This is a genomic window from Streptomyces sp. SX-6 (assembly GCF_059089585.1).
Map to the genome: position 1 here is coordinate 1 of NZ_JBTHHU010000011.1, position 12159 is coordinate 12159.

13 protein-coding genes are annotated in these 12159 nt (G+C 68.9%); 4 read left to right on the top strand and 9 right to left on the bottom strand.

Annotation, left to right across the window (positions count from 1 at the left end; genetic code table 11):
- Positions 1 to 216: 216 nt before the first annotated feature.
- Both ACV530_RS15580 and ACV530_RS15585 read right to left on the bottom strand, forming a co-directional pair.
- Positions 217 to 1623, bottom strand: coding sequence for an amino acid permease (locus tag ACV530_RS15580; RefSeq protein WP_494333050.1), 1407 nt, complete (start codon positions 1621 to 1623; stop codon positions 217 to 219).
- Positions 1624 to 1678: 55 nt separating this feature from the next.
- Positions 1679 to 2524, bottom strand: a complete 846-nt coding sequence (locus ACV530_RS15585) for a pentapeptide repeat-containing protein (RefSeq protein ID WP_494333051.1) — start codon at positions 2522 to 2524, stop codon at positions 1679 to 1681.
- A 39-nt stretch (positions 2525 to 2563) separates the two neighbouring features.
- Between ACV530_RS15585 and ACV530_RS15590 the strand changes: the two genes are divergently transcribed.
- The 3 genes from ACV530_RS15590 to ACV530_RS15600 all read left to right on the top strand — a co-directional run bounded on the left by ACV530_RS15590 (position 2564) and on the right by ACV530_RS15600 (position 4344).
- Positions 2564 to 2983 (top strand): TIGR03668 family PPOX class F420-dependent oxidoreductase, encoded by a 420-nt coding sequence (locus ACV530_RS15590; RefSeq protein WP_494333052.1) that lies wholly within the window; start codon positions 2564 to 2566, stop codon positions 2981 to 2983.
- Positions 2984 to 3008: 25 nt separating this feature from the next.
- Positions 3009 to 3695: an SGNH/GDSL hydrolase family protein gene (locus ACV530_RS15595; RefSeq protein WP_494333053.1), complete on the top strand. Its 687-nt coding sequence runs from the start codon at positions 3009 to 3011 to the stop codon at positions 3693 to 3695.
- A 67-nt stretch (positions 3696 to 3762) separates the two neighbouring features.
- The gene (locus ACV530_RS15600) at positions 3763 to 4344 is read left to right on the top strand and encodes a Uma2 family endonuclease (RefSeq protein ID WP_494333054.1); all 582 of its coding nucleotides are present in this window, start codon (positions 3763 to 3765) and stop codon (positions 4342 to 4344) included.
- A gap of 3 nt (positions 4345 to 4347) precedes the next feature.
- Here ACV530_RS15600 and ACV530_RS15605 read toward each other — a convergent pair whose 3' ends face one another.
- Together ACV530_RS15605 and thpR are read right to left on the bottom strand one after the other, a co-directional pair.
- A complete protein-coding gene (locus ACV530_RS15605) occupies positions 4348 to 5343 on the bottom strand; it encodes an aldo/keto reductase (RefSeq protein ID WP_494333055.1) in 996 nt (331 codons plus the stop codon).
- Between the two features lie 171 nt (positions 5344 to 5514).
- Positions 5515 to 6078 (bottom strand): RNA 2',3'-cyclic phosphodiesterase, encoded by a 564-nt coding sequence (gene thpR / locus ACV530_RS15610; RefSeq protein ID WP_494333056.1) that lies wholly within the window; start codon positions 6076 to 6078, stop codon positions 5515 to 5517.
- An 18-nt stretch (positions 6079 to 6096) separates the two neighbouring features.
- Here thpR and ACV530_RS15615 point away from each other — a divergent pair, with 18 nt between their 5' ends.
- Positions 6097 to 6237: a hypothetical protein gene (locus ACV530_RS15615; protein ID WP_494333057.1), complete on the top strand. Its 141-nt coding sequence runs from the start codon at positions 6097 to 6099 to the stop codon at positions 6235 to 6237.
- Between the two features lie 3 nt (positions 6238 to 6240).
- Here ACV530_RS15615 and ACV530_RS15620 read toward each other — a convergent pair whose 3' ends face one another.
- From ACV530_RS15620 to ACV530_RS15640, 5 genes are all read right to left on the bottom strand, one after another.
- Positions 6241 to 7122 carry a hypothetical protein gene (locus ACV530_RS15620; RefSeq protein WP_494333058.1) on the bottom strand — a complete coding sequence of 294 codons (882 nt, stop codon included), beginning with the start codon at positions 7120 to 7122 and terminating at the stop codon, positions 6241 to 6243.
- Positions 7123 to 7220: 98 nt separating this feature from the next.
- Entirely contained in the window at positions 7221 to 8882 is a 1662-nt protein-coding gene (locus ACV530_RS15625) for a trypsin-like serine peptidase (protein ID WP_494333059.1), read from the bottom strand.
- A gap of 343 nt (positions 8883 to 9225) precedes the next feature.
- Positions 9226 to 9924: a hypothetical protein gene (locus ACV530_RS15630; protein ID WP_494333060.1), complete on the bottom strand. Its 699-nt coding sequence runs from the start codon at positions 9922 to 9924 to the stop codon at positions 9226 to 9228.
- 378 nt (positions 9925 to 10302) lie between these two features.
- The gene (locus ACV530_RS15635; RefSeq protein ID WP_494333061.1) at positions 10303 to 11685 is read right to left on the bottom strand and encodes an MFS transporter; all 1383 of its coding nucleotides are present in this window, start codon (positions 11683 to 11685) and stop codon (positions 10303 to 10305) included.
- A 25-nt stretch (positions 11686 to 11710) separates the two neighbouring features.
- Complete coding sequence (locus ACV530_RS15640; protein WP_494333062.1) at positions 11711 to 12151, bottom strand: MarR family winged helix-turn-helix transcriptional regulator; 441 nt, start codon at positions 12149 to 12151, stop codon at positions 11711 to 11713.
- Positions 12152 to 12159: the final 8 nt, after the last annotated feature.

Below are 12159 nucleotides of genomic sequence, written 5' to 3' on the forward strand. Positions count from 1 at the left end.
TAATTTTCGTGCCCGCGCCGGATTTCGCGCTTGCGCTGAAATCCGGCGCGAGCCCGGCCCGGCACTCTCCAGCCCGTCCGGCGTTTGAGGACCAACGCGGCGAAGCCGCGTTGCGGGGGCCAGGGGGCTTGCCCCCGGACACCGCACGAAGCGCGGTTCGGGGTCCGGGGGCAAGCCCCGGGAGACGGCGAGAGGGTGGGGCCGGGGCAGAACCCCCTACCCCCGCCGCCGCCTTAGCACCACCCACCCCACCAGGAGCAGCGCCACCCACACCCCCATCACGTACAGCGCGACCCGCGTATCCGCACTCCAGGCAATCAGCACCGTCACAAACGCGAAGAACCCCAGCGCGATCACATTCGTCCAAGGCGCCCCCGGCAGCCGGTACCCCGACGCCTCCGTACGCCCCGCGGCAACCTCACGCCGGTACCGCAGGTGCGTCACCAGGATCACGCTCCACACCAGAATCGCGCCGCCCGTCGACACGGCCGTGATGTACGCGAACGCATGCTTCGGATCAATGGCGTTGACCAGCACGCCCAGGCTCATGACCACCGCCGAGACGCCGAGCGCCAGCGCCGGCACCCCCCGCCCGGTCAGCCGGGCGAGCACCTTCGGCGCATGCCCGTTGAGCGAGGCCGTGCGCAGCATCCTCGCCGTCGAGTACAGCCCACCCGCGTTGCACGCGGAAAGCGCGGACGTGAGCACGATGAAGTTGACGATCCCGGCCGCGCCCGGAATGCCGATCTTCTGGAAGGCCGTGACGAACGGGCTGTCCCCCGAGCTGAACACGTTCCAGCTCACCACCGACAGGATCACCAGCAACGTGCCGATGTAGAACAGGCCGAAGCGCAGCGGCAGGCTGTTGATCGCCCGGGGAATGTTCCGCTTCGGGTCCTCGGCCTCGCCCGCCGTGACACCGACGAGTTCCACACCCAGATACGCGAACAGCACGATCTGGAGCGTCATCAGAGAGTCGTGCACACCGTTCGGCATGACGCCGCCGTCCGCCCACAGGTGCCGCACGGAGGCCGTGTCCCCGACGTTGCCGAACCCGATGATCAGCACCCCGAGCCCGACCAGAATCATTGCGACGATCGCCACGACCTTGATCAGCGCGAACCAGAACTCGAGCTCGCCGAACGCCTTCACCGAGATCAGGTTGACCGCCGACAGCACCACCAGCGACGCCAGCGCCGTCTGCCACTGCGGAACACCGGGGAACCAGTACTGCACATACTTCCCGGCCGCCGTGATCTCGGCCATGCCGGTGGTGACCCACATGATCCAGTACGTCCAGGCGGTGGCATAGCCCCAGAACGGGCCCAGGAACTCCCGCGCGTACTCGGCGAAGCTCCCCGACACCGGCCGGTGCGTGAGCAGTTCGCCCAGGGCACGCATGACGCAGAAGAGCACGACACCCGCGATGGCGTACCAGAGGATGAGGCTGGGCCCCGCCTGGGATATCGCGGTACCGGCGCCGAGGAACAGCCCGGTGCCGATCGTGCCGCCGATGGCGAGCATCTGGATCTGCCGGGTGCCGAGGCCGCGTTTGTAGCCTTCGGCACCCTCGGTCCCTTCGGACGTGGGTGTGATCTCGTCTGACGTTACGGGTGGTTGCATAACCGGAACCTAGATCGACTGGAAACCGGTTACCAGCCTTTTCCGCAACCGAAGATCACCAGTGCGCGGGGTGCGCGAGCCCCTCCGGCAGGGTCGTCGCCGCGTCGCCTCGCGCGGCGTTGAGCTGGGCCTGGGTGAGGAAGATGCTGCCCGTGAGGTCGGCACCGCTCAGGTCCGCGTCCCGGAGATCCGCGCCTATGAGATCGGCCTGCCGAAGATCCGCGCCCTTGAGGTCGGCCGCTATGAGACACGCCCCGCGCAGATTGGCGCCCCGCAGGTTCGCCCCCTTCAGCCGGGCGCCGATGAGGTCGGCGCCGCGGTGGTTCTTCTTGCGGCCCGGGACCCCGGCCCGGACGAGCTCGCTGGTGCGCAGCAGCAGGGCGTTGACGTCGGCGCGCAGCGCACCGATGTCCAGCCCGGCCACCTCCTCGGCACCGCCGCGCGTGAGGCCGTCGATCCGGTCGAGTTCCCGGCGGAGGTCACCGTGCACGGGCCGGGCCGGGGCCAGCTCCAGCGCCTCGGTCAGGTACCAGAGCAGCTCGTGGAGGTGCCGCATCACGGGGAACACCTCGAACATCCGCCGCGCGGTGCCGGGGTCCTGCCGCCAGTCCCGCCCGCCGAAGGTGACCTGTGACACCTTCTGCCCGGCGCCGAAGCAGTCGAAGACCGTACAGCCCGAGAAGCCCTTGTCGCGCAGCTTCGCGTGAATGCCGCAGCGGAAGTCGGCCTGGAGGTTCGCGCACGGCTTCCCGGCGTCCTTGTTCACGGCGAAGTCCGACGACTTGGCGAAGGGCAGTGCGACACAGCACAGGCCGAAGCAGCTCGCGCAGTCGGCCCGCAGGTCGGAACGGTGGTGGCTCTGGGACAACGTGGTGATCTCCTGCCTGGGATGACGTTCCATTGTCGCCGATACGGCTGCCGGTGCGGTTACGGTCGCGTCATGAGACTCAGGCCGGCAGACGCCCGGGCCCGCTTCGCCGCCGCGCCGGTCGCCCGGCTGGCCACCGCCGACGCGGCGGGCATCCCGCATCTCGTGCCCGTCACCTTCGCGGTGAGCGGCGACACCCTGTACTTCGCGATCGACCACAAGCCCAAGAGCACCCAGGACCTGCGCCGCCTGCGGAACATCCGGCAGAACCCCCGCGTCGCCGTCCTCGTCGACCACTACGCCGACGACTGGGACACCGTGTGGTGGGCCCGGGCGGACGGATCCGCCGAGATCCTCTCGGACCCGGCACAGCGCCACGAGCCCGTCCGGCTGCTGCGGCAGAAGTACGGCCCGTACGAGGCCCGCCCGCCGGAGGGGCCGGTCGTCGCCGTCCACGTGGAGCGCTGGAGCGGCTGGGCGTACACGAGCTGAGCACACCGGCTGCTTGAATTCACCCATGCACGTGATGTTCGTCGGCGACTCCATGACCATCGGCAGCGCCGGTGACCTCACCTGGCGCTACCGCATGTGGCAGCACCTCTGTACGTCCTACGGCGGCCCGTTCCGCATCGTCGGCCCGCGCCGCGAGCTGTACGACCCGTCGGCCGACGCGGCCGTGTCGCTCGACTACGGCGCCCCCGGCTTCCCCGAGAAGGCCCGCGCCCACCTCGCCGGGTGGGGCGAGGGGTGGCAGCACATGGCCCCGGTCATCGGCGAGGCCGTCCGCGCACACCGGGCCGACACGCTGCTCGTCTCCCTCGGCCTCATCGACCTCGGCTTCTACACCGACGCCGAGCAGACCGTCGCCAACGTCCACCGCTTCGTCGAAGAGGCCCGTACCGCGAATCCCGCCGTACGGGCCGTGCTGCTCCCGGTCATCCACAACACCCGCGCCCACTACGAGCCGGAGTTCGCCGCGGAGTGCGACCGCTTCAACGAGCTGCTCGCCAAGGCGGTCGCGGACCTCGACGCACCGGGCTCGCCGATCCTGCTCGCCTCGGTGCCGCCCGGCTGGGACACGGACCTCGACACGTACGACGGCACACACCCCAACGCCCGCGGCGAACACCGCATCGCCGCGGCGTTCGCCGACGCGATGCACCAGGCGTGGGAGGTGGGCGGCCCGTACCGCCCCGTGCCCTGACCGCCGTGCGTATCGTTGTACTGCGCGGCTGCCCGCGACCACGCGGCAGCGGGGAGGAGCGCCAACGATGACCGCGGTACTGCCCGACAGGATCGAGATGGCCGACACCAGCAACAAGCGGCAACTGGACATGTTGTTCGACTCGCTGTGCGTCCCCGAGGGATACAAGATCGACATCATCGGGGGAGACGTCTTCATGTCGCCGCAGCGGAAGGTCCACTGGGACATCATCTTTGACGTTCTCCAGCAGCTGAGCGCCAAGCACCCCAGGAAGGTTCTCGCCTCTGACGTACGCATCGACTTCCCCGGGGATCGCAACGGCTTGTGCCCCGATGTCCTGAAGCTCAGCGACGAAGCGGTCGTGAACGAAGAGGGGGCCCCGCGGCACGAGGACATCGAGTTCATCGCCGAGGTGATCTCCAAGGGCACCGCCGCCAACGACTACGGCCCCAAGAAGGACATCTACGCCGCCGCCGGGGTGCCCGCCTATCTGATCGCCGACCCTTACACCGGGCGCTGCCGCCTCTACACCCAGCCCAAGGACGGCGAGTACCTCGCCGAGCTGACCGTCGCCTTCGGGGAGCCCGTCGATCTGACGGACACCCCCGCCGGCATCACCCTCACCACGGACGAGTTCCCCCGGAGCTGATACTCACCAGGCGAACGCCTCAGGCGAGGGACCGGGGCCAGGGAAGACCTCGTCGAGGGAGGCCAGCAGCTCCTCGCTCAGCTTCAGCTCCACCGCCCGGAGCGCGCTCTCCAGCTGCTCCAGGGTGCGCGGGCCGACGATCGGGCCGGTGACGGCGGGGCGGCTCAGCAGCCACGCCAGCGCCACCTCGCCGGGGGCGAGGCCGTGCTTGTCGAGCAAGTCCTCGTAGGCCTGGACCTGTTCACGGACCTTGGTGTTCGCCAGGGCGTCCGCCGACCGGCCGGAGGCGGCGCGGGCGCTGCCGCCCTCCTTCTCCTTGCGGAGGACGCCGCCGAGCAGTCCGCCGTGCAGCGGCGACCAGGGGATGACCCCCAGCCCGTACGCCTCGGCGGCCGGGACGACCTCCATCTCGGCGCGCCGCTCGGCGAGGTTGTAGAGGCACTGCTCGCTGACCAGGCCCAGGGTGCCGCGCCGCCGCGCGGCCTCGTTGGCCTGCGCGATGTGCCAGCCGGCGTGGTTGGACGAACCCGCGTAGAGGATCTTGCCCTGCTGGACCAGGACGTCGATGGCCTGCCAGATCTCGTCCCACGGGGTCTGCCGGTCCACGTGGTGGAACTGGTACAGGTCGATGTGGTCGGTCCCCAGCCGCTTCAGGCTGCCCTCGACCGCGCGGCGGATGTTGACGGCGGACAGCCGGTCGTGGTTGGGCCAGAAGGCGCCGTCCGGGCCCATGTTGCCGAACACCTTGGTGGCGATGACGACCTTGTCCCGGCGGCCGCCGCCCTTGGCGAGCCAGCTGCCGATGATCTCCTCGGTGCGGCCCTTGTTGTCGGCCCAGCCGTAGACGTTGGCGGTGTCGACAAAGTTCACGCCCGCGTCGAGCGCGGCGTCCATGATGGCGTGGCTGCCGGCCTCATCGGTCTGCGGACCGAAGTTCATGGTGCCGAGCACCAGACGGCTGACCTTGAGTCCTGTGCGTCCAAGCTGCGTGTACTCCATGCCGCCCTAGCCAACTGCTTCGAGCGGGCTCGAGGCAAGAACGCCTCGCCCCCGTACGGGCGTCACTTCACCGCGGCCACCACGGCGACGACGACGAGCATCAGGGCGAGCGCCCCGGTCATGATCCGGTTCCTGGTCTTCGGGTCCACCCCCCGAGCGTAACCGCCCGGCTCAGCGCCCCAGGTCCCAGGCCCGGACGGTCTCGTACCGGGGCCGCTCGCCGGGGTGGCCGGAGCCGGGCAGCCTGCTCCGCACCAGCTCGAGGCGGTCGGCCGTCCACGGCGTGCCCGCGAACTCCGCGAGCGCCTCCGCGTACGGGCGCAGGCTCACGCGCCCGCCCCCGCGGGCCAGCGTGAGGTGCGCGTGGAAGGCGCGCGACTCGTCCACCGGCACCCCGGCCCGGCGGGCCCCGGCGGCGCAGGAGCGGGCGAGGGCGCGCAGGGTCTCCAGGTCCCCTTCGGCCCCGGCCCACAGGGTGCGGTCACCGAACCGGCCGCCCCCCGACAGGCGGATCTCGTGCGGCGGGTGACGGTGCGCGGCACGGCCGAGACGCTCGGTGAGACCGGGCAGCAGCGCCTCGTCCACCTCGCCGAGGAAGGCGAGGGTGAAGTGCCAGGTCGCCGGGTCGGTCCAGCGGAGCCGGTCCGCGTACGGCAGAACGCGCAACCGCTCGGCGGCGCGCGCGAGTTCGTCCAGCTCCGGTGAGGGCGGGGTCACTGCGACGAAGAGGCGCATGCCACTAGTGTCGCGCGGATGGGCACCGACATCACGCGCATCAGGAAGGGCGGGGACGCCCCGCTGGTGGACTACTACCGGGGCCAGGGGTTCCGGCCCACGGAGCGGGTGCTGGTGCGGGGCGAGACGCCGGTACAGGTGCTCGAGCGGCGGGTGTGACCGTCAGTCGGAGGCGTCGGTGGCGGACTCGGAGGCATCGGTGGCCTTGCGCCGCTTCCGGCTCCACACGGCGGTGACCCCGGCACCGGCGAACATGAGCCCGGCCGCGCCGAGACCGGCGATCTCCCAGGGGCGGTTGTCGTACGTGACGGGCTCGCCGGCCACCGTTACCTGCTGGGTCGCGATCTGCTTCCCGTCGCGGCCGACCACCTTCATCTCGTACCGCCCCACCGGTATGTCGTCCCGTATCCCGGCGTGCCCCCCGTAGAACGTGCCCGCGTCATCACGCTTGCAGCCCGGCGCCTCCGCGTCCCGCTTGATGGTCAACGGGTGCCTGAACACCGGCGACTTGACGGTCAGCGACTTCTCCCCCTCCACCGACTGGATCAAGGAGAGGAAGACCTGGGCCTTGCCGCCCGGCCGGACGGCCTCGGGGCTGTCGCTGCAAAGGTCCGCACCCTTCTTCGGGTGGATGACGAACCGGTCCACCGTGGGCGTCCCCTTGGCGACGATGACGAGGCGCGTCGTGGCGATGGTGCGCCCCTGGCCCGTCGTCGCGGTCACGGGATACGTCCCCGCGGATATGTTGCTGCGGATCCCGTGGTGCGTCCCCGGCTTGTTCGTCTGAACGAACTGGGTCGCCCCCTTCTTCTCGGGCGTGAGCGGAATCGGCTCGAGCAGGGCCGGCGAGGTGACGATCACCTTGTCCGTCCCGCGGGGGACGTCGAACGCGTTGAACGAGACGTCTCCACCCACCTCGACCTTGGAGAGGGCACTGAAGTACTCCAGGCGCGGAGCACCGGCCTTCGCGGCGACCGCCGGTGTCGCCGTGAGCGCCAGGCCGGCCAGTGCCGTGACCAGGCAGGCGGACGCTGCCCTGCGCATAGCGTTCTCCTCCGTATCGGGACATCAACGCCGTGATCATGCCATGCCCCGCGCGCCCGTCACGCATGCGCAGGGAGTCATGCGTGACGGGTGCGGCGTCATGCCTTGGGCACGAGATTCACCTCGGTGCCGAGACGGCTGGCGCCGGTGTCGACGTACATGCTGGTCTCGCCGTCGGACCAGCGGACGAGGAGGTCGTCGGTACGGCCGTTGGCGGTGAAGTTGCCGGTGGTCATGACCGTGTTGTGGGTCCACGTCGCATTGGCGTTCTGGATCCGGGCCTCGTTGCCGAGGGCGGACGTGGTGGTACCGACGTAATTGTCGAGCTCGCCATCCGACCACTGGACCATCAGGTCCCATTTCTGGTTGCCGGAGAACTCACCGCTGGTGAGCAGTGTGGCGTGTTCCCAGGTCTTGTTGGATGACTTGAGCTTGTGCTCCTCTGCGAACTTCTTCTCGGCACCGACGTTCGTGTAGAGGGTGAGCTCGCCATCCGACCAGCGAACCATCAGGTCGGTTACGTACTTGGAGCCGTTGAACCGGCCTGCGGCGATCTGGGTGGCGTGCTTCCAGGTCTCGGCCTTCTTCTTGTCCTTGTGCTTGTCGACCATCGTGATGCCCTCCCACTTCAGGCCCCTGGAGCCGACGTCGCCGTAGAGCGAGACCTCGCCGTCCGACCAGCGAACCATCAGGTCGAACTGGGATGAGCCGGTGAAGTCGCCCGCGGTGATGGTCTCCGCGTGCGACCAGATGGACCCCTTGGCCACCAGCTGCCGCTCACCAGTGAAGTGACCCTTGCCATCGCTGTAGTACATGGTGACTTCGCCGTCGGTCCACACCACGATCATGTCGCTGTGCCCATTGCCGTTGAAGTCACCGGAGGCCATCAGCTTGGCGTGCTGCCAGGTCTCGCCACCGCCCAGGGAGTAGGGAAGCGAGGGCTGCTTGTAGGGATCGGGACGCTTCACCGGCCTGTTGTTCTTGGCGTCGTCGTACAGCCGGAAGAACTGGTCGCCATGCACGGGGCTGTAGGTCAGCCAGTCGACATTGGCGTCGTTGCCGCCGCCGTGGTACCCGCCGACGTTTCCGATGATCGTGCCCGTCCCGGCACTCCAGTCGACCTTCGAGAACCACGGACCGCCCGAAACCCCGCCGTACATGCCGTTGCACAGGGCCTGGATCTGGTAGAAGCGGGGCAGAGCCCACGTCTGGGTGGGACAACGGACGGCATGGTCAGCGGGGTCGTACTCTGCCTTGGGGTAACCGACCATCGTGACGTTGTTGTTGAAACTCGGGGTGCGGACCAGCTTGTTGGCACCCACCACGTCCTGCACCTTCCTGCTGCTCGGCGAAGTCGCAAGATGGGCGAACGCGAAGTCGAGGTCGGAACTCGGATTCTTGTTGCTGTGCTCGCCGTACCGGGGGTCGAAGAACCATTTGTCGACTCGATAGAATCCGTACGTCTGCTTCTCCAGCTTGTACTCCGTGCGATACCAGGGCACGAAGACGGCTTTGCCACCAGTGCAGTGCGCAGCGGTGAGGATCAGGCTGCGGCCCGGGCTCTCCACGACGCTGGCCGAGCATTTATGGGCCCGCATCTTGCCGGTGGTCGGCTCCTTGTCGTACGCGAAGATGACGCCGACGGACTTGAGACCGAGGATCTTCTCGGCGGTCGGCATACCGGCCACTGCCCCCGTGGACCCGGGAACGGCTTGCCGGGCCTTGGCGGGAGGCAGAGCGGGGTCGGTTGCCGAGGCCATGCGCTTGGGTGTCCAGAACCGGATGGCGTCCGCGTCGGTCCAGCCACCGCCGTCGGCGTCCGCCGGGTCAGCGGCACGGGTGGCGGCGGGCGGCGGAGGGGGCTGTTTTCTCGCATCGTCGACAGCATGGGCGAGAGAGCTCCCACTGGCCAATAACGACGCAGTAGTTACGGTGGAGACAGCGAGATGACGTATTCGTATGCGTGAAGCGCGCAAGGAAATCCTTCCGGTGCATGTGCATGCGGAAATCACCTCTGGCCGAGACAGGTCAGAGAGAACTGTGGTGTCGGAGAAGGCGGCGCAGACAGGCGTGTTCGGCGCTCAGCGCCACTGACGGCTCGGGTCAGGAGGTTGCGGCGCCTTGGCGTCGCCTGCGGAACAGGACGAAGCCGACCGCGGCGAGCATGCCTCCAGCGGCGACAACACCGGTGGTGATAATCCAGGAGTTGTTGTCGTCGTGCGGAACGGGCTCGCCTGCCACAATCACCTGGTCGGTGGTGGTCTCCCGGCCTTGATGGCTGACCACGGTCACCGGGTACCGCCCTGCCGATATGTCGTCCCGTATGGCGGCGTGGCCCCCGAAGACCGTGTCCGCGTCGTCGCCCTTGCAGCCGGGGGCATCCACGTCTTTCCTGATCTTCAACGGGTGCTCGAAGGCAGGAGACTTGACCGTCAACGTGCGCTCGCCCTCGGCCGGCCGACGGTCCGCGAGAAGGACGAGAGCCTTGCTCCCGGGACGGACGGCATGGGAATCGCCGCAGGGAAGCGCATCCGTAGTGGTGACGAACCGGTCGATCATCGGCTGATTCTTGTAAAAGACGGTGAGGCGCGCAGTGGCAATGGTGCGGCCTTGGCTCGTCGCCGTGACGGGGTACGTCCCCGGAGAGATATCGCCGCGAATATCGCGCTCGCGATCGTCCGCATGGACAAACCGAGTTGATCCCTTTTTGTCAGGGGCGAGCGGAATCGGCTCCGCCAAGGCCGGTGAGGTGACGATCACCTTGTCCGCCCCAGGAGGGACATCGGACACGGTGAACTCCACGGGCCCGTCCACTTCGACCTTGGGGAGAAGAGGGCTGGAATACTCCAGCCGGGGAGCACCTGTCGCAGCCGCAGTGGGCCCGTCCGCAACGGCCGGGGTCACAGCACCCGGGAATCCGACGAGCCCCGCCGCCAGAAAGACACCCGATATCCGGCAGGCCGCTCTCATGCGGGGAGTCAACCCTCCGCGCCGCATGCCTCCGCTGCTCCCGTACAAAGCGATCTCCCCCAAGTCGCACACACCGGCGCCGCGTTGGCCGCCAACAACGTGATCATGCCACGCATGTACCGGTCCGTACACCCCGCGCAGTCGAACCGACGCCGTCGGTGAGGAATCCCTCTCCCCTGGCCCGAAAGCCCGGGGGAGAGGGAAGCCCCGTCACGCCGCCACCGCGGCCTCCGGTCGTTCCCGCTGGGGTTCGCGGGGGACGAAGGCCACGCCGCGGTGGCCGCGGCGGAGGTCCACCTTGAGGCGGAGGCCTACGGCGCGGGCCAGGGCGAGGCCTATGACGGTCGTGGAGAGGAGGGAGACGACGCCGCCGAGGGCGAAGCCGACGCGGGCACCGTAGGTGTCGGTGATCCAGCCGACCAGGGGGGAACCCAGCGGGGCGCCGCCCATGAAGACCATCATGTAGAGGCTGATGACACGGCCGCGCAACGCGGGGTCCGCGGCGAGCTGCACCATGGAGTTGGCGGTGACATTGATCGTCAGCCCGAACACACCGATCGGCACGATCAGCACCGCGAACACCCAGAAGGCGGGCGAGAGCGCCGCCGCGATCTCCAGTACGCCGAAGACCAGGGCCGCGCCGATCAGCAGGCGGTGGCGGGCGCTGCCGCGCCGGGCGGCGAGCAGGGCGCCGACCAGCGAACCGGCCGCCATCAGGGTGTTGAGCAGACCGTAGGTGCCGGGCCCCGCGTGGAAGACGTCGTTCACGAACGCCGTGAGCCAGATGGGGAAGTTGAAACCGAAGGCACCGATGAAGCCGATGAGCACGATGGGCCAGATCAGGTCCGGACGCTCGGCGACATGGCGCAGGCCCTCCCGCAGCTGGCCCTTTCCGCGCGACGGACGTTCGGCCGGCTTGTGCAGCTCGCCCGGCCGCATCAGGAGCAGGCCGGTGATGGGGGCGAGGTAGGACAGGCCGTTGGCCAGGAACGCGGCACCGCTGCCCACGGCAGTGATCATGGCACCGGCCACGGCCGGGCCGATGAGCCGCGCGGACTGGAAGTTGGCGGAGTTGAGGCTGACCGCGTTGCGCAGGTCGGCGGGGCCGACCATCTCCGAGACGAACACCTGGCGGGCGGGGTTGTCGACCACGGTGACGAGGCCGAGCGCGAACGCCGTGAGGTAGACGTGCCACACCTGGACATGTCCCGACAGGGTGAGCACGGCAAGTCCGAGGCCGGTGAGGCCACTTGCCGCCTGAGTGGCGATCAGCAGCTGCCGCTTGGGCCACCGGTCGGCGAGGACACCGCCGTACAGCCCGAACAGGAGCATGGGCAGGAACTGCAGGGCCGTGGTGATGCCGACGGCCGTGGAGGAGCCGGTGATGCTGAGGACCAGCCAGTCCTGGGCGATGCGCTGCATCCAGGTGCCGGTGTTGGACACCACCTGGCCGATCGCGAAGAGCCGGTAGTTGCGGACCCTGAGAGAGCTGAACGTGCCCCCCTTGTGCGGTTCACGCGGCAGGGAGGTGGTGCTTGCGTCGTCGTTGCGGTTCGGTGCGGGTGCGGAATCTGCTCCGGGTCCCGAACTCAAGTTTGTTCGCCTCCTAGATGCGTCCTTACAGATGCGCGAGTTTCTCCAGGACGGGAGCGGCGGCGCGCAGGGTCGCCCACTCGTCCTCGTCCAACTGCCCGGCCAGCTCGGCGAGCCAGGCGTTTCGCTTGCGCCGGCTCTCCTCGAGCATGGCCTCGGCCCGCTCGGTCTGGGTGACCACCTTCTGGCGGCGGTCCTCGGGGTGCGGCTCGAGCCTGACCAGTCCCTTGGCCTCCAGGAGCGCGACGATGCGGGTCATCGACGGCGGCTGCACATGCTCCTTGCGGGCGAGCTCGCCCGGGGTGGCGGAGCCACAGCGGGCGAGGGTTCCGAGCACCGACATCTCGGCAGGGCTCAGGGATTCGTCCACCCGCTGGTGCTTGAGCCTGCGGGACAGCCGCATGACGCCCGACCGCAGTGAGTTCACGGCGGCGGCGTCTTCGGAGGCATGGGACAGGTCCGGCATGTTCATTA